We start from the raw sequence: 16,630 nt of genomic DNA, 5'->3' as shown, positions 1-16,630 counted from the left end.
AAGCGGAATTTACAATTAATTCCTTGAAACGCTTCCTTTCAATGATAATAAAAGAAGAGAAAAAGAGCCGTAAATCAGTACAAGTAACGTTTGTGAAAGCCATAAAATCCACCCAAAAGCGGTTCCCAAATCACTAGAAAAACCAAAGATTTGTAATACTTCTGAAATTAGTAATGGATAAGCTCCTAAACCTCCATTTGTAAAAGCAACTGCAAAGCTACCTGCTACAAAGGAACATAGAACAGCGCTGAAAGACATGCTTGCTGTCCCAGGAATGGCATAAATACTCACATAGAACATCATCAGGTACATGCCCCAAATAAACAAAGTGTGTAACAAGTATAACCATTTTTTTTTCATGGTCCAGATGGTCATAAAGCCTTCTTTCATTCCTAAAACAAACCCTTTTATTTTAGAAAATAATTTGATACGTTTTGATATGAACGTGACCAAAATAACAAGTGCTATAAAAATAAGTAAGAAGATAAATAATTTTGTAGGTTCCGCTTTCGCGAAAGCGGATTCTAATCTAACTTTAAAAAAACCAATGATATCATCTCCAGCAGTGAAAATTGCGGTAGCTGTTATGACTAACAGAATGATGACGTCAAGAACACGCTCTGCGATGATAGTACCTATAGCTTTATCCATAGGAATTTGATCTGATCTATTCACGATTGCAGCTCTAGAAATCTCTCCGCTGCGAGGTATAATCAGATTCATTGCATAACCAGCACCTATTGCCATAATGTTAGTAATGAATTTAGGAGGTTTTCCTATGGTTTGTAGCATGTAGTTCCACCTCCATGCTCTGGATAAGTGACTTAAAAAGGCAAAAATGACAGAGAGTATGATCCACTTATAGTCTGCACCTATTAGGTAGGTATAAATTTTATCCAGTTCTTGTTCAGTAAACTGGTTGTAAGAAAAGTAAATAAGGAAAAAGCCCAAGAGCAGAGGTAGGGCAATTTTTAATATTTTAAATACAGTTTTTTTCACTGATTAAGACAGTGTGTTGTCTGCTTCGTTAGGAAAAAGTAGGGCGGGCTTAAATTTCTTAGCTTCTTCCATTGTCATTTGCGCATAACAGATAAGAATAAGAACATCACCTTTAGCAACCATTCTTGCAGCGGCGCCATTAAGTGTAATTTCTCCACTACCACGTGGTCCAGGAATGGCATAAGTCTCTAAACGATTACCGTTATTGTTATTAACGATTTGAACCTTTTCACCTTCTACAATGTTTGCACCGTCCATAAGATCTTCATCAATAGTGATGCTACCTATGTAGTTAAGGTCTGCACCGGTTACTTTAACACGGTGAATTTTTGATTTTACAACTGTAATTAACATGGTGCAAAGATACGGTTTAGAATAATTATTTTGTTACTAGGATTTAAAGAGAGACTTATTGAGGTAAAGGAATATTATCAATAAGTCTCACTCCTTCTAAATGTACCACAATAAAACCCATGTAATTATGGTTTTTATATTTGCGGGAAACTGGTTGTAAGGTCTCTGCGCTTGCGATAGTAAAATACTCTAAATGGAAGTCTGTTTCTTTTGAGAATATACTTTTCACTAATTCTTGAGTTTTAGTGATGCTGTTGTTTTTAAAATACTTCTGTGCTTTTAAAAGTGTTTTATAAATATGTGATGCCTTCTCTCTACCAGCTTTTGATAATCGCTCGTTTCTCGAACTCATTGCTAGACCATTAGCTTCTCTTTTTATAGGGCATCCTATAATTTCTAGATCTAGATGTAATTTTTGGACTAGCTTTTTTACAATCTGTAATTGCTGGAAGTCTTTCTCTCCAAAAAAGGCTTTATCTGGCTGTACGACTTTAAATAAAAATTCAAGAATTGTTCCTACTCCATCAAAATGACCTGGTCTATTTGCCCCTTCCATTACATTTTCTAAACCATCGTAATGGTATGTTTTTGAAATGGGGTTTTTTCCATAAACGTCTTTCACGCTGGGTGCGTAAATTGTAAGTTTTGAAGAGTGTATGTGTTTTTTAATAAGTTGAATGTCTTGGTCTAATGTTTTAGGATACTTATTAAGATCCTTTTTGTTATCGAACTGTGTGGGATTAACAAATATAGAAACTACTAAATGCTCGCATTGAGAAATAGCCTCTTTCATCAAAGAAATATGACCTTGATGAAGTGCTCCCATTGTGGGAACAAAACCTATTGTTTTTGAGCCTTTTAAATGGCTTTTTATAAAATCAGTAAGTAATAGATGTGATTCAAAAATCATAACAGTCTTTAACGTTGTACCGTCTACAAACATAAGGTTTACGAAGCAAAGTGCAAGAAAATGCTTATTTTTGCAACTGGCTTAAAGTTAGGCAACAATAAATTTATCTATGAAGGAAAAAAGAGTTTTATACGTATCATCTGAAGTTATACCATATTTACCGGAAACAGAGGCATCTTCTATGTCTTATTTTGCTCCTAAGATGGTCAACGATCGAGGTGGTCAGATACGTATTTTTATGCCGAGATTTGGTAATATAAATGAAAGAAGACATCAATTGCATGAAGTTATACGTCTTAGTGGTATGAATCTAATAATCAACGATTTAGATATGCCACTTATTATAAAAGTAGCTTCTATTCCAAAAGAGAGAATGCAGGTGTATTTCATTGATAATGAGGATTACTTTAAGAGAAAAGCAACATTAACTGACGAGGATGGAAATCTGTTCTCAGATAATGACGAGCGTGCAATATTTTTTGCAAAAGGAGTTATTGAAACGGTGAAAAAATTAAATTGGGCTCCAGATATTATTCATGTTCATGGTTGGTTAGCTAGTTTATTGCCTTTGTATCTTAAAAATTATTATGGAAACGATCCTTTATTTGAAGAAAGTAAAATAGTTACTTCAATATATAATCAATCCTTTGAAGGAGCGTTAGATGGTGAAATGATTGAGAAACTTCAATATGATGCGTTAGATGACGATGCTCTAGCAGAATTTCATGATCCTACTTACGTAAACCTTATGAAAAGTGCGATTAAATATAGTGATGCAATTATTAAAGGAAGTGAAGAGTTGGATTCTGAAATTGATGAATATATTGATGCACAGAAGGATAAGCCTGTCTTGAAGTATTATGCTCCAGAAGAGTTTGCTGATGCATATGAAGAGTTTTATCTCGATCAAGTTCTAAATGAGCAAGAAGAAACAGAAGAAACAGAAGAAGCTTAAGAAAAATGAAAAAATTGTTATGTAATGTTGCGGTTGTTATCGCAGCAATTTTAGGAGTGGTGTCCTGTGAAAATGATCTAAGCCCTATCGGTGCAGATCTGTTGGGTGAGGATCCAGCTGGTGTTATAAAGGAAGCGGTGTTCGATGTTAAAACTTACAGTGTTCCTGTAAATCCTGTTCAAACTAGTAACTTTAGCTCTTTCCCATTTGGGACATATGATGATCCAATTTATGGCGAAAGCACTTACGAATTTGTATCTCAAATCAACTTAAATTCTCCTAATCCTGACATTGGGAATAATACGGAATTAATTGACGTTAGACTTGAAATTCCATATTATTCCACGATCACAGGTGTTGATGAGGATGGTACAAATTACCTACTAGACTCTATCTACGGTAATGAACCTTTGAAGCTAGAGATGTATAGAAGTAACTACTTTCTGAGTAGTTTTGATGTTGGTGATTTGTCTGACAGAGCGATCTATTATTCTAACTTTAAAACTACAATTGAAAACAACCTTGGTGAGTTGCTTTATACGTTAGACGGTTTTACACCTAGCTCAGAAGAGATAAGGATATCAGCAGTGGTGGATGGAGTCCCGACAGAAGAGATTTTAGAAAGACAAACACCTAGATTAAGAGAGACGTTAACTCCTGATAATGTTAGTTTGGAGAGGTGGAAAGAGATCTTGTTTAACCTGGATACTTCTAATGGTGATATAGTAAGTCCACGATCAGAACTTGCTAATAACAGTTTATTTCAAAACTATTTTAGAGGATTGTATTTTAAGGTAGCCAGTGTTACAGGAAATGGTAATCTAATCCATTTTAATTTAAATCAAGCTAGTATTATTGTTACCATTCAATCAGATTCCGATATAATTGACGTGGATGATATAGATGAAGATGGTGATACTACTGATTTTATTGCAAATCCTGAATCACAAATAGTTATTGGTTTTAATGGGAATAAAGTAGGTCTGATTGACAATCAAATTGATCCAACAGTGTTAACTGAAATTCAAAACTCTAATGACCCAGTTAATGGTGCAGAAAACATTTACCTCAAAGGTGGTCCTGGTGCTTTAGCAGTAGTAGAGCTTTTTGGTCAGGCAACTAATGCTATCGATGGTGAGGCTCCAGCGCTCTCTCAGGTCATTGCAAATGATTGGTTGATAAATGATGCTTACATAGAATTTTATGTGGATCAATCAAAATTTCCTAGTGGATTTCCTGGGTCTAAAGAACCTGAGCGTATTTTGATATATGATTATGAAACAAATAGACTTCTCTCTGATTTTGTTTTGTCATCTAGCACAGATGCTTTGAATAATAACTTGAATCATTTAGGTAGGTTAGAAAGAATTGATCCTGATGATGGTCTATCTAGTGGTGTGAAATATAAAATTAGATTAACACAACATCTTAATAATATTATAGCCGGTAACAATCCCAATAATAGATTAGCGATTGTAGTTAGCCAAAACGTTTCGTTATTTGGAAATAGTAGTGTTTTAAATACGGTAAGTCCTAATGCTGATATGGAGTTTATTCCTATAGGTGCAGCTATTTCTCATGAGGGAACCATTCTACACGGAAACCTCGCTCAAGGTTCTGCAGGAGAGTTTATTGAAAAAAGACCTAGATTAACTATTCGTTATTCTGAAACCAACTAAAATATTGAATTATGTGTGGAATTGTAGGTTACATAGGACATCGTAAAGCGTATCCTATTGTTTTGAACGGTCTTAAGAGACTAGAATATAGAGGTTATGATAGTGCAGGCATTGCTATTTATGATGGGAAAGAACTTAAGTTTTCCAAGACTAAAGGAAAAGTTGCAGATCTGGAATCAAAACTAGAGGCTGATATAAAGACTGACGGTACAATAGCTATAGGTCACACTAGATGGGCAACTCATGGAGTCCCTAATGATGTAAATTCTCATCCTCATTTTTCAAATAGTGGCGATTTAGTTATTATTCATAATGGGATTATTGAAAATTATGAGCCGTTAAAACAAGAGCTTAAAAATCGTGGGTATTCTTTTCAGTCAGATACAGATACAGAGGTTCTAGTAAACCTTATAGAAGATGTTAAAAAGAATGAAAATGTTAAGTTAGGTAAAGCTGTACAAATAGCTTTAAATCAAACTATTGGAGCATATGCGATTGCGGTTTTTGATCGTAAAAAACCTAATGAAATTGTAGTAGCACGTTTGGGTTCTCCTTTAGCAATTGGTGTTGGTGATAATGAGTTTTTTATCGCTAGTGATGCAAGTCCTTTTCTTGAATTTACAAAAAATGCTATTTATCTAGAAGATGGGGAAATGGCGGTTGTTCGTACCCATAAGGATGTGAAGGTTAGAAAGATTCATGATGACTCTCTAGTTATACCTTATATCCAAAAGCTTCAAATGAATTTAGAGCAGATTGAGAAAGGTGGATATGAACATTTTATGCTCAAAGAGATTTATGAGCAGCCTGACGCTATAAGAGATACTTTTAGGGGTCGTATGTTAGTTGATCAAGGTTTGATAAAAATGGCAGGTATTGATGATCATATTGACAAATTTGTAAATGCTAAACGTATTTTAATTGTGGCCTGTGGTACTTCATGGCATGCAGGGCTGGTAGCAGAGTATGTGTTTGAGGAACTAGCTCGTGTACCTGTAGAAGTAGAATACGCATCAGAATTTAGATACCGCAATCCTATAATAGATAAAGATGACGTATTAATCGCAATTTCTCAAAGTGGAGAAACGGCAGATACTATGGCAGCTATTAAGCTAGCTAAAGAAAATGGAGCTTTTGTTTTTGGTGTTTGTAATGTTGTGGGAAGTTCTATTTCTCGTGAGGCGCATGCAGGAGCTTATACTCACGCTGGCCCAGAAATAGGTGTTGCTTCTACAAAAGCTTTTACTACACAAATAACAGTGCTTACCCTGATAGCTTTACAACTCGCTAAGAAGAAAGGTAAGATTTCTACAAGTGAATTTCACACTTACTTAAATGAGTTAGAATCTATACCAGGTAAAGTTGCAGAGGCTTTAACTGCTAATGATCATATTGAAAAGGTTGCCGAAATCTACAAAAATGCAAAAAACTGTCTTTATTTAGGTCGCGGTTTTAATTTTCCAGTAGCATTAGAAGGAGCTTTGAAACTTAAAGAAATTAGTTACATTCATGCAGAAGGTTATCCAGCTGCAGAGATGAAGCACGGTCCTATCGCACTTATTGATGAAGAAATGCCGGTGGTTGTTATCGCAACCAAAAAAGGACACTACGAGAAGGTCGTAAGTAATATTCAAGAAATCAAATCACGCAGCGGTAAAATTATAGGTATAGTTACAAAAGGCGATGTAGATGTTAGAAAGCTTGCAGATCATGTAATTGAAGTGCCAGAAACTATTGAGTTTTTAACACCTCTTCTTACTACTATTCCTTTGCAATTACTTTCTTATCATATAGCGGTTAAGTTGGGTAAAAATGTAGATCAGCCGCGTAATCTTGCAAAAAGTGTTACGGTGGAGTAATTTTTATTGTATTAAATCTTCAAAAAAGCCGTTTTCTTAAGAAGCGGCTTTTTTGTTTTTTGCTTTCGCGAAAGCGGAACTAAAAGAAGCAGCGTTCAAATTATTTACAATTTTTAACACTTCTAATTTTAGGTATAAAAAAAATTGAAAAACAGCATGTTTTTATAAAGCTGAAAGCAGTATCTTTGCGCGACGAAAAATAGCCGTAAAAGGCTGTATCTTTTTAAGTTTTAAAACATTATATAAATGTCTCAGAATACAGGTAGCGTTTCACAGATCATCGGCCCAGTGGTAGATGTAACATTCGACAGTGCAACAGGTGCACTTCCTAAAATTTATGATTCACTAGAAATCACAAGAGAAGACGGTTCAATACTAGTACTTGAAGTACAATCTCACATCGGTGAGAGTACGGTAAGAACTATTTCTATGGACTCTACAGATGGTCTTAGTCGTGGTGCTGCGGTTCAGGCTACAGGTAATCCTATTAAAATGCCTATAGGTGACGATGTTTATGGTCGTCTATTTAATGTAATCGGTGATGCAATTGATGGTTTAGGAAATCTTCCTAAAACAGGAAAAGATGGTCTTTCTATTCATAGAGATGCACCAGCATTTGAAGATCTTTCTACTTCTACTGAGGTACTTTATACAGGTATTAAAGTTATTGACCTTATTGAGCCTTATGCAAAAGGTGGTAAGATTGGACTTTTCGGTGGTGCAGGAGTAGGTAAAACGGTTTTGATTCAAGAATTAATTAACAACATCGCAAAAGGACACGGTGGACTTTCAGTATTTGCTGGAGTTGGTGAGCGTACACGTGAAGGAAATGACCTTTTACGCGAGATGTTAGAATCAGGTATTATAAAATACGGTGATGACTTTATGCATTCTATGGAAGAAGGTGGTTGGGATCTTCAGAAGGTAGATAAAGCCGGAATGAGAGAATCTAAGGCAACTTTCGTATTTGGACAAATGAATGAGCCACCAGGAGCTCGTGCTCGTGTAGCACTTTCTGGTCTTACAATTGCAGAATATTTCCGTGATGGAGCAGGAGATGGACAAGGAAAAGATGTACTTTTCTTCGTTGATAACATTTTCCGTTTTACGCAAGCAGGTTCTGAGGTGTCAGCCTTATTAGGTCGTATGCCATCTGCGGTAGGGTATCAACCTACACTTGCTACAGAAATGGGTGCGATGCAAGAAAGAATTACTTCTACTAAAAAAGGATCTATTACATCTGTACAAGCGGTTTACGTACCTGCAGATGATTTAACTGATCCAGCACCAGCAACAACCTTTGCTCACCTTGATGCAACTACAGTACTTTCACGTAAAATTGCAGAACTAGGTATCTATCCAGCGGTAGATCCTCTAGATTCTACATCTCGTATTCTTGCTGCAGACATTTTAGGTAATGATCACTATGATTGTGCAACTCGTGTTAAGGAGTTATTGCAGCGTTATAAAGAATTACAAGATATTATTGCTATTTTAGGTATGGAAGAATTATCTGAAGAAGATAAACTAGCAGTAAATCGTGCACGTCGTGTACAACGTTTCTTATCTCAACCTTTCCACGTAGCAGAGCAGTTTACTGGTCTTAAAGGTGTTTTGGTGGATATTAAAGATACTATCAAAGGGTTTAACATGATTATGGATGGAGAGTTAGATCACCTTCCAGAAAGTGCTTTTAACCTTAAAGGTACAATCGAAGAAGCAATTGAGGCAGGAGAAAAAATGCTTGCTGAAGCATAATAAGTAAACAGTAACGGTCTCGATAACAATTCTTATCGAGACTGTAAACTGAAACTTTAAACTCAACAAAGATGATTTTAGAAATAGTTACTCCAGAGATGACCCTTTTCAAAGGTGAGGTAGAATCAGTTTCTGTCCCTGGTATAGATGGACAGTTTCAAATGCTGGATAATCACGCACCTGTGGTTTCTTTACTTGCTAATGGATCTGTTAAGATCTTTGGTAATGTACAGCTGGAAGAATCAGTTGCTTCTCTTTTTAAGCAAGAAGATGGAACTACTAACTTTGCTATTACTGGTGGAGTTTTAGAAATGAAAGATAATAAAGCAATTGTTTTAGCTGACTAAACAATCTTTATCATAAAAAAAAATATGAAGCCTTGGTCTTTTAGATCAAGGCTTTTTTGTTATTTAACGGTGATATTTTTTGAATTTTAAATAAGGCTGTGGTCATTAAATAAAAATAAAAAGAATGCATATACCTAGTTTGTTCAGTAGGAGGTTGTAAAAAATAAAATAGATTTTTTTCATAAAAAAACCTGCAAAGAAAGCTTTGCAGGTTTAATATTATGTTTCAAGTTTTCTCAATAAGAATTGAGAATTTACTCAACATTAAATTACTTTAACAACTTGATAGAAGTTTCATTTCCATTTTTTATGGCAAGATCTAAAGCTGTTTTACCATCTACTACTATTGATTTATCTGCTCCAGCTTTTAAGAGAGATTCAACTACAGTAAAGTTACCAAATTTTGCAGCCCACATCAATGGTGTGTTATTATTACAAGCCTGGTTTACATTAACTTTTGCCTCGTTGATCAAGTAAACGATCACATCACCACTATTCATTTGAACAGCTAGTTGTAAAATCGTTGACTTTCTTTTTCCAACTTGAAAACACTCGTCTTTGTTTGCATCGTTAACTAAAACTTTAAGATCTCTAGGACTATCATTTTTAAGAGCAATAGTCATTTCTCTAGTTAAATCTTGGGCGCCTGCTGTTCCTGTTAGGATAAGAGCTAGGATAAAAAGAACTTTTTTCATCATTATAAGTTTTTAGAACTGCTAATATAACACTATCGTTTAAAACCTTTTAGAATTTTTGCTATGGATTTCTGATCATACTTTTCGGCATAGTATAGAACCGTTTTCCCTTTTTTAGATGTCTTGTCTGTATTTACTCCTGCTTCTAGTAGTTTAATAACCATTTCTTCTTTTCCATATTTGACAGCATACATCAGTGGTGTTTTATCTTCGCATATGTTATCTAGATCTACTTTGTGACTAGTAATTAATTCTTCAAATATCTTTTTAGAATCTAATTTTATAGCAATCGCGAGCAAAGTATAGTCAGTACCATTAATCTCTATACAATCATTTTTATTTGAGTCTGTAATATTTTGATTCAATAATACGACGTCATCATTTTTCATAGCTGTGGCCAGTTCTTGTTGTCCATAGCTCAAAAGCGTTAGTAGTAAAGTGGTAACTGTGAATAGGTTTTTCATCATTTTTGTTTTTAATTTTATTATTTTAATTCTGCTTTCGCGAAAGCGGAACAGCATCCAACTTCAACAAATAGTTTATAACTCTTTTCTATATTCCAGTATATCGCCTGGCTGACATTCCAAAGCCTCACAAATAGCCTCAAGAGTAGAAAATCGCACCGCCTTAGCTTTCCCTGTTTTAAGAATAGAAAGGTTTGCAGTCGTAATTCCTACCATGTCTGCTAGCTCATTGCTTTTCATACCTTTTTGAGCCAGTACTATGTCTAGATGGATGTAAATAGGCATGCTTATATAGTTTAGTCGTTTTCATTTTGGATTCCCTTAGCTTTCTCTATCATAGTAGATAAGGTGAAGAAAAATAATGCCGCACTAGCATTGATCAGATAGCTTGCATTAATAGTAGTGGTTCTAGTAAAACTAAAAAAGAACTCTGCAAACCAGTTGAGAATAATATAAATTAGGGTTCCTATAATGATTAATTGTCCTATTCTTTTAAATGCCTTACTTACTACGTCATTGAATAATTGTCTTCTATAAAAATCTTCTGTAGCAATTCTAAGCGTGTTTATTCCTATTAGACATAATATAAAACATATGGTGTTGATAATAAGTTTTGAGATAAATATAGGATTCCATTCTTTTAAAGTCTCTCCATCTATCACAATTTTATCAATGGCAGAATAACCTCCAACAGTAGCCATAATTAGCATTAATAGATAAGCACCTATTCCTAAGATCATCATTACGCGCAACAATATGTTCAGTCTTTTTATATTTTTCATAATTAGATCGTTAAATCATTTTCTTCTTGAATCTTTAAAGCTTGTTTCATAATTTTAGATATAATAATTAGAAAAACACCAAAAGTTAAGATCACTAAAATAGAATCAAATGAGAAACCTAAAATCAATGTTGAATTTGCTTGTGGTTTTGATCCGACATCGATCAAATCTTTAGTAAGGTAATGATAAATATAACTAGGTAATCTGGTTATAAGTGCTCCTATCAAACAATAAAGGCCAGCTTTATAAAAATGATTTTCGATTTTAGCATTGATAAATAATCTTGGTGAAATAGTGTAAGCTACTTTTCTCAAGTGATAAACCATTCCTAGTAAAAAATAGTATCCTAAAATACTTAGGGCAATAATTATATAAAAGCTCCAATGCAAATTATAAACTTCATAACCAAAGGTTGTAAAAACATCAACATATCCATTACCTAAAATAAAAAATGCAATAGGAGTTAGTATAGCACTGATACATATCAAATAATAGGTAATCGTAATCAGGACTCTAAGAATATTAAGTAGTTTCATCGCTAATTTAATTATCGTTTATCAATACCAAATCTATAATAAAATTATTGATAAACAATAATAAATTATCGAATAAGAATAATTAAATCGTTCAATCTGTAAAGTTTAGCCTTTAAAAAAAGCTAGACAATTAATAAAATACTGCTATAGCGACCTTACGGGCTTGAAATTAAATTTTCAATGAAACGCAGCCGTAAAACTCTTTTGGTTGCTCAACTGGCAAAGCCGAAATCGTCCCCAACCTGTATTCCCTTTGAAAAAAAGGGAAATGTATTTAACTTGATTAATAGTAAAAAATTCATCCGTTGAAAAAACCTAAAAATTAAAGTAAGAAAACAGTAGGGCAACTTCACAGGTTTGAATTTATCGAGCAATTTTAATTAAGAAATCAAAAATTACCGAGAACGATTCCGCGCGGTTCCGTTATGCAGCGGAATGACCCAACAATCAAAGCTCAATACAAATTCAATTGATAACTACTAACTGACAACTGACAACTGACAACTGACCACTGATAACTGAAATCGCCTTATTTTTGCAGTATGTTACCAGATAAATTACAAGCTAAAATAGGTATGCGTCATTTCTCAGGAAGTCTGCGCAAACTGACTGTAAGTAAAGGTCTGGTAGATTTTTCTTCTAATGATTATTTAGGACTTTCAAAATTACCATTACCAGAAAATGTCGGTACAAATGGTGCGACAGGCAGCAGGCTTATTTCTGGTCACAGTGATTTGCACGATCAAGTTGAAAATCAAATTGCGCAATTTCATAATGCGCCAGCAGCATTGCTTTTCAATTCTGGTTACGATGCAAACATTGGACTGATTCCTGCGCTTACTGATCGGGCAGATTTGATTTTGTTTGATCAATTGGTTCATGCCAGCATTCGTGACGGCATCCAGTTATCGCAAGCAAAATCATTGAAATACCGCCATAATGATCTCAATCACTTAGAGATTTTACTGGCAAAATTCAGTCAGGAAGAAGAACGCGAGGTGTACGTTATTACAGAATCTGTCTTTTCTATGGATGGCGATATTCCAGATCTTATAAGTATTATAAAACTGGTCAAGAAATACCCTAATGCACATTTAATTTTGGACGAGGCACATGCGCTAGGTGTCCTTGGTAAAAATGGTGTAGGACTTGCACAGCAATTAAATGTAGAAAACGACATTTTTGCTCGTGTAATGACGTTTGGTAAAGGCCTTGGCTGTCATGGTGCAGCGGTCTTAGGAAGTGAAGAACTCAAGGATTATTTGATCAATTATGCTCGCAGTTTTATCTACACAACTGCATTGCCGCAGCATGCATTGCATAGTATTTTAAACGGTTACAAGACTTTGAGCTATAGTGATGATGCCGTCTTGCAATTAGCCAGTAATGTATCACTTTTTAATAAATTAGTGTTGCAAAATGGATTGAGATTACGCTTTCGCGAAAGCGAGACAGCCATACAAGTATGCATCATTCCTAAAAACGACCAAGTCAAAAAGGCAGCACAAATCCTACAAGAAAATGGGTACGACGTGAGAGCGATTCTTTCTCCTACTGTTGCTCAAGGCGAGGAACGATTGCGCATTTGTATTCATAGCTTTAATACAGAAATTGAAATGGGATCAATGTTACAATTGCTAGCCAAAACCATTAAAACTCTATGAGTAAATTTAGAACTGTTGCGGTATTTGCCTATCCTGCAGAAGCGGTTGTGGTTAAGGGGAAATTAGAAAGTGAAAACGTACAAGTATATTTAAAAGATGAGTTTTCAGTCGCGGCAGATCCGTTTGCGACTAATGCCATTGGTGGCGTGAAAATGCAAGTTTATAAAGAAGATTTTATAAAAGCGATGGGAATTATTGAGCAATCAAACCCAGAGTTAGTAAAGTATAGAGTAGAATATGCAAAATGCCCTAATTGTGGCAAACGTGAGGCAAGAGAAATACGTGATATTGAAACGGCACGTAATTTTAAGGAAAAGATGAAAGCAGTTCTTCTTAATATACTTCCATTTTCCACCTCACATAATTTTGAATGTAAAAACTGTCAAACAAAATTTGATGTAAATGAGTAATATTTTTATAACAGGAATAGGAACTGATGTAGGAAAAACTGTTGTTGCAGCCATCGTCACAGAAGCCCTTCAAGCAGACTACTGGAAACCGATTCAAAGCGGTCTGGAAGAAACCGATAAAGGGACAGTTTCTAGTCTGATCGACAATTCTAAAACCGTGATTCATCCAGAAGTGTATCGACTTAAAACGCCTATGAGTCCACATAAAGCGGCAGAGATTGATGGGATCACTATTGATTTAAATCAAATTAAACGTCCTGAGACTTCAAATACTCTAGTCATAGAAGGTGCTGGTGGTTTGCTAGTTCCTATCAATGATCAGGAAACTATTGTTGATTTAATTACTACAGAGGATAAAGTAATTATAGTAAGTGCTGGTTATTTAGGAAGTATTAATCATACACTTCTAAGTGCTGAGCTTTTAAAAGCTAAAGGTTTAAATTGTGTAGGAATTATTTACAATCATGTAGAACTGGACGGTACTATTGAAGTGATTGAAAAAATGACTGGTTTAAAAACCATAGGACATATTTCTAAAGAACAAAACATTGATAAAGCTGTGATTTCAAAATATGCTTTGCAACTGGAAAAATCCTTAAAAGCTTTATGACTAGAAAAGAGCTACTAGAAAATGATGCCAGTTTTATTTGGCATCCATTAACGCAACATAAAACGGCGGCAGCACCTCTAGCTATAGCGCATGCAAATGGAAATTATTTGTATGATTTTGACGGTAAGAAGTATTTTGATGGTATTTCTAGTTGGTATACTTGTAGCTATGGACATACAAATCCTGTGCTAACAGATGCAATTAAAAATCAAGTAGATCAATTACATCATGTAGTGTTTGCTGGAATGACTCATGGGCCAGCAGCTACATTAAGTAAGAAACTGATCGGTATTTTACCTCATAATCAACAAAAGTTGTTCTTCTCAGAAAATGGCTCTACTAGTGTAGAGATCGGTATGAAGATGGCTTTTCAATATCATTTCAATAAAGGAGAAAAAAGAAATATAGTAGTTGCACTAGAAAATGGTTTTCATGGCGACACTTTTGGCGCAATGAGTGCCAGTGGTTTATCTGTTTATAATGGTCCTTTTGAAGACTTTTTTATTGATGTTGTGCGTATTCCAGCACCGACTCGAGAAAATTTACATGAAGTTTTAGCGTTAGTTGATTCCTTAAGTCAACAACATAAAATTTCCAGCTTCATCTATGAACCACTAGTTCAAGGAGCTGCGGCAATGCAACTTAATGATGCCGAATCTCTTTGTCAAGTAATTAATAAATTCCAGCAACACGGCGTTGTGGCTATCGCAGATGAAGTGATGACTGGTTTTGGAAAAACAGGAACTTATTTTGCCAGTGATCAAATAGGCGCAAAACCAGATATTATTTGTCTTTCAAAAGCATTAACTGGTGGAATTATGCCTATGGCGATTACTTCTTGTACACAAAAAATATACGATGCTTTTTATGATGATCAGCTTGCCAAAGGTCTTTTTCATGGTCATACCTATTCTGGTAATCCCTTAGGTTGTGCAGTGGCAAGCGCGGCGATAGACTTGTTAGTTTCTGAAGAGATTCAAGGAAATATCAAACGAATTACTAGAACACATGTTGATTTTGCCGCACAAATTAATGACCATAAAAAAGCGGCAGCCATTAGAACGCGTGGTGTTATTCTAGCCATTGATCTAGCTATAGAGATGGAGCGTTATGGTAGTAAACGCAATGAAATGTTTCAGTGGTTTTGGCAGCGTGGTTTGTTTTTAAGGCCGTTAGGTAAAACAGTGTACATCGTTCCTCCATTTACAAGTACTTCAGAAGAAATGTCTTTTGTTTATGGATTGTTAGAAGAGTTTTTATATCAAGTAACGTGATGAAATCTTAATAATAACTTTCTCAAATTCAAATGTGTAGCTTTGTTATTGTTACTTGACTACATAGCATGCATTTTTAAATTCCATTAATTTAGTTTGATAAAGCTTTTACACGATAAAATTCATACTGTTACTAGACCTATAAGCCACATCTTTTTATCATTTTTGCATCAGTAACAAAGCACGTGAAAAACCCTATTTACATTAACGATGCTGCAATAATCGCCGCAGTAGATTCTTTTGAGAAGCAACAAGCACAAACTCTTTTTGAGAAAAGAGATAATGTTTGGGTTAGCCCTATATCAAAGGAAAATGAATTGCGTTTAGAATCTTTTCTAGAGCAAAATCAAAATTACAAAAGCTTAGATCGCAGTGTACAATTGGCAATTCTTGCGAGTAATTCTTTAAAAAATGTTCCATCAAAAACGGCAATTAATATAGGTTCTAGTCGTGGAGCAACTGGATTATGGGAAGCGTATTATTCTCGCTTTCGCGAAAGCGGAACCGTTCCAACTACAACATCACCTCTAACAACTCTAGGGAATATTTCCAGTTGGGTTGCTCAACACTTAGGGACAACAGAGACAGCATTTTCTCACAGTATTACCTGTGCAACAGCTTCTCATTCTATTCTGAACGCAATTGCGTGGATAGAAAGTGGTATGGCATCTAGTTTTATAGCAGGTGGAAGTGAAGCACCATTGACGGACTTTACAATTAGTCAAATGCAAGCTTTACGGATTTATTCAAGAGATACCGATCAGTACCCATGTAAATCACTCGATTTTCAAAAGAAAAGCAACACCATGATTTTAGGAGAAGCTGCAGCAGTTTTCTTGTTATCCAATCATCAAGAAAACCATATCGCAAAAATTACAGGTTATGGTAGTGCCATAGAAAAATTAAGCAGTGCAACCTCTGTTTCTAAAGATGGAAAGTGCTTACAACAATCTATGAAGCAGGCTATTGAGAATATGGATCCAGAATCAATAGATGCGATTATAACGCATGCGCCAGGCACCATCAAAGGAGATCTTGCAGAAATGAAGGCGATAAAGGCCGTTTTTGGAAAAAAGCATCCACATATATGTAATAATAAATGGCAATTGGGTCATGCTTTAGGAGCAAGTAGTGCGCTCAATTTGTCAATGGCAATTGAGATGATAAAGAGTAAGTCGATTTTCAAAATTCCTTATTTAGAAGAAGCAGTTGTGAATCCGCGTGAGGATGTAAGAGTTCCAAAACGTATTTTGATTAATGCAACAGGTTTTGGTGGTAATGCGGTGAGTTTACTAATCGAGAAATAATTTCAGCATCTTTCCACAATATACCTT

The 16,630-nt window shown here is 35.1% G+C and carries 18 protein-coding genes; 10 read left to right on the top strand and 8 right to left on the bottom strand.

The window, feature by feature from the left end; genetic code table 11:
- Window positions 1–15 precede the first annotated feature (15 nt).
- From ACTF54_RS02215 to panC, 3 genes are read right to left on the bottom strand one after another with little or no spacing between them, the layout of a single operon-like run.
- Entirely contained in the window at window positions 16–999 is a 984-nt protein-coding gene (locus ACTF54_RS02215; protein ID WP_438968630.1) for a lysylphosphatidylglycerol synthase transmembrane domain-containing protein, read from the bottom strand.
- Between the two features lie 3 nt (window positions 1,000–1,002).
- Window positions 1,003–1,353, bottom strand: coding sequence for an aspartate 1-decarboxylase (panD, locus tag ACTF54_RS02210; RefSeq protein WP_347195622.1), 351 nt, complete (start codon window positions 1,351–1,353; stop codon window positions 1,003–1,005).
- Window positions 1,354–1,408: 55 nt separating this feature from the next.
- Complete coding sequence (gene panC, locus ACTF54_RS02205; RefSeq protein WP_347195623.1) at window positions 1,409–2,296, bottom strand: pantoate--beta-alanine ligase; 888 nt, start codon at window positions 2,294–2,296, stop codon at window positions 1,409–1,411.
- Window positions 2,297–2,372: 76 nt separating this feature from the next.
- Between panC and ACTF54_RS02200 the strand changes: the two genes are divergently transcribed.
- The 5 genes from ACTF54_RS02200 (at window position 2,373) to ACTF54_RS02180 (ending at window position 8,861) form a co-directional block, all read left to right on the top strand.
- Complete coding sequence (locus ACTF54_RS02200; protein WP_438968629.1) at window positions 2,373–3,218, top strand: glycogen/starch synthase; 846 nt, start codon at window positions 2,373–2,375, stop codon at window positions 3,216–3,218.
- A gap of 5 nt (window positions 3,219–3,223) precedes the next feature.
- The gene (locus tag ACTF54_RS02195) at window positions 3,224–4,897 is read left to right on the top strand and encodes a DUF4270 domain-containing protein (protein ID WP_347195625.1); all 1,674 of its coding nucleotides are present in this window, start codon (window positions 3,224–3,226) and stop codon (window positions 4,895–4,897) included.
- 11 nt (window positions 4,898–4,908) lie between these two features.
- On the top strand, window positions 4,909–6,756 hold the full coding sequence (gene glmS, locus ACTF54_RS02190; protein ID WP_438968628.1) for a glutamine--fructose-6-phosphate transaminase (isomerizing): 1,848 nt from the start codon (window positions 4,909–4,911) through the stop codon (window positions 6,754–6,756).
- 246 nt (window positions 6,757–7,002) lie between these two features.
- Window positions 7,003–8,514, top strand: coding sequence for a F0F1 ATP synthase subunit beta (gene atpD, locus ACTF54_RS02185; RefSeq protein WP_347195627.1), 1,512 nt, complete (start codon window positions 7,003–7,005; stop codon window positions 8,512–8,514).
- A gap of 71 nt (window positions 8,515–8,585) precedes the next feature.
- Window positions 8,586–8,861 (top strand): F0F1 ATP synthase subunit epsilon, encoded by a 276-nt coding sequence (locus ACTF54_RS02180; protein WP_347195628.1) that lies wholly within the window; start codon window positions 8,586–8,588, stop codon window positions 8,859–8,861.
- 269 nt (window positions 8,862–9,130) lie between these two features.
- Here ACTF54_RS02180 and ACTF54_RS02175 read toward each other — a convergent pair whose 3' ends face one another.
- The 5 genes from ACTF54_RS02175 to ACTF54_RS02155 form a co-directional block, all read right to left on the bottom strand.
- On the bottom strand, window positions 9,131–9,559 hold the full coding sequence (locus tag ACTF54_RS02175) for an ankyrin repeat domain-containing protein (RefSeq protein ID WP_347202257.1): 429 nt from the start codon (window positions 9,557–9,559) through the stop codon (window positions 9,131–9,133).
- A gap of 29 nt (window positions 9,560–9,588) precedes the next feature.
- Window positions 9,589–10,020, bottom strand: coding sequence for an ankyrin repeat domain-containing protein (locus tag ACTF54_RS02170; RefSeq protein WP_438968627.1), 432 nt, complete (start codon window positions 10,018–10,020; stop codon window positions 9,589–9,591).
- Window positions 10,021–10,095: 75 nt separating this feature from the next.
- Entirely contained in the window at window positions 10,096–10,305 is a 210-nt protein-coding gene (locus ACTF54_RS02165) for a helix-turn-helix domain-containing protein (protein ID WP_438968626.1), read from the bottom strand.
- 11 nt (window positions 10,306–10,316) lie between these two features.
- A complete protein-coding gene (locus ACTF54_RS02160) occupies window positions 10,317–10,802 on the bottom strand; it encodes a hypothetical protein (RefSeq protein WP_438968625.1) in 486 nt (161 codons plus the stop codon).
- A 2-nt stretch (window positions 10,803–10,804) separates the two neighbouring features.
- Complete coding sequence (locus ACTF54_RS02155) at window positions 10,805–11,338, bottom strand: DUF2975 domain-containing protein (protein WP_438968624.1); 534 nt, start codon at window positions 11,336–11,338, stop codon at window positions 10,805–10,807.
- A 542-nt stretch (window positions 11,339–11,880) separates the two neighbouring features.
- On the opposite strand from ACTF54_RS02155, the gene ACTF54_RS02150 reads away from it, so the two are divergent.
- From ACTF54_RS02150 to ACTF54_RS02130, 5 genes are all read left to right on the top strand, one after another.
- Window positions 11,881–13,002 carry an aminotransferase class I/II-fold pyridoxal phosphate-dependent enzyme gene (locus ACTF54_RS02150; RefSeq protein WP_347195634.1) on the top strand — a complete coding sequence of 374 codons (1,122 nt, stop codon included), beginning with the start codon at window positions 11,881–11,883 and terminating at the stop codon, window positions 13,000–13,002.
- On the top strand, window positions 12,999–13,412 hold the full coding sequence (locus ACTF54_RS02145) for a hypothetical protein (RefSeq protein WP_347195635.1): 414 nt from the start codon (window positions 12,999–13,001) through the stop codon (window positions 13,410–13,412). The genes ACTF54_RS02150 and ACTF54_RS02145 overlap by 4 nt, the downstream gene beginning before the upstream one ends.
- The gene (gene bioD, locus ACTF54_RS02140; protein WP_438968623.1) at window positions 13,405–14,022 is read left to right on the top strand and encodes a dethiobiotin synthase; all 618 of its coding nucleotides are present in this window, start codon (window positions 13,405–13,407) and stop codon (window positions 14,020–14,022) included. Before ACTF54_RS02145 ends, bioD begins: the two co-directional genes overlap by 8 nt.
- Window positions 14,019–15,296: an adenosylmethionine--8-amino-7-oxononanoate transaminase gene (bioA, locus tag ACTF54_RS02135; protein WP_438968622.1), complete on the top strand. Its 1,278-nt coding sequence runs from the start codon at window positions 14,019–14,021 to the stop codon at window positions 15,294–15,296. The genes bioD and bioA overlap by 4 nt, the downstream gene beginning before the upstream one ends.
- A 185-nt stretch (window positions 15,297–15,481) precedes the next feature.
- Window positions 15,482–16,603 carry a beta-ketoacyl synthase N-terminal-like domain-containing protein gene (locus ACTF54_RS02130; RefSeq protein ID WP_347195661.1) on the top strand — a complete coding sequence of 374 codons (1,122 nt, stop codon included), beginning with the start codon at window positions 15,482–15,484 and terminating at the stop codon, window positions 16,601–16,603.
- Window positions 16,604–16,630: the final 27 nt, after the last annotated feature.

The organism is Nonlabens sp. (genome assembly GCF_965657255.1).
In the GTDB taxonomy this organism is placed as follows: domain Bacteria; phylum Bacteroidota; class Bacteroidia; order Flavobacteriales; family Flavobacteriaceae; genus Nonlabens.
Note: the sequence above shows the minus strand (reverse complement) of the source record. Positions and strands in the feature narration are given on the sequence as shown.

Coding starts and splice junctions, on each gene's coding strand:
- panD (WP_347195622.1), bottom strand. CDS start 1,353: ATGTTAATTACAGTTGTAAAATCAAAAATTCACCGTGTTAAAGTAACC.
- panC (WP_347195623.1), bottom strand. CDS start 2,296: ATGTTTGTAGACGGTACAACGTTAAAGACTGTTATGATTTTTGAATCA.
- ACTF54_RS02200 (WP_438968629.1), top strand. CDS start 2,373: ATGAAGGAAAAAAGAGTTTTATACGTATCATCTGAAGTTATACCATAT.
- ACTF54_RS02195 (WP_347195625.1), top strand. CDS start 3,224: ATGAAAAAATTGTTATGTAATGTTGCGGTTGTTATCGCAGCAATTTTA.
- glmS (WP_438968628.1), top strand. CDS start 4,909: ATGTGTGGAATTGTAGGTTACATAGGACATCGTAAAGCGTATCCTATT.
- atpD (WP_347195627.1), top strand. CDS start 7,003: ATGTCTCAGAATACAGGTAGCGTTTCACAGATCATCGGCCCAGTGGTA.
- ACTF54_RS02180 (WP_347195628.1), top strand. CDS start 8,586: ATGATTTTAGAAATAGTTACTCCAGAGATGACCCTTTTCAAAGGTGAG.
- ACTF54_RS02175 (WP_347202257.1), bottom strand. CDS start 9,559: ATGATGAAAAAAGTTCTTTTTATCCTAGCTCTTATCCTAACAGGAACA.
- ACTF54_RS02170 (WP_438968627.1), bottom strand. CDS start 10,020: ATGAAAAACCTATTCACAGTTACCACTTTACTACTAACGCTTTTGAGC.
- ACTF54_RS02165 (WP_438968626.1), bottom strand. CDS start 10,305: ATGCCTATTTACATCCATCTAGACATAGTACTGGCTCAAAAAGGTATG.
- ACTF54_RS02160 (WP_438968625.1), bottom strand. CDS start 10,802: ATGAAAAATATAAAAAGACTGAACATATTGTTGCGCGTAATGATGATC.
- ACTF54_RS02155 (WP_438968624.1), bottom strand. CDS start 11,338: ATGAAACTACTTAATATTCTTAGAGTCCTGATTACGATTACCTATTAT.
- ACTF54_RS02150 (WP_347195634.1), top strand. CDS start 11,881: ATGTTACCAGATAAATTACAAGCTAAAATAGGTATGCGTCATTTCTCA.
- ACTF54_RS02145 (WP_347195635.1), top strand. CDS start 12,999: ATGAGTAAATTTAGAACTGTTGCGGTATTTGCCTATCCTGCAGAAGCG.
- bioD (WP_438968623.1), top strand. CDS start 13,405: ATGAGTAATATTTTTATAACAGGAATAGGAACTGATGTAGGAAAAACT.
- bioA (WP_438968622.1), top strand. CDS start 14,019: ATGACTAGAAAAGAGCTACTAGAAAATGATGCCAGTTTTATTTGGCAT.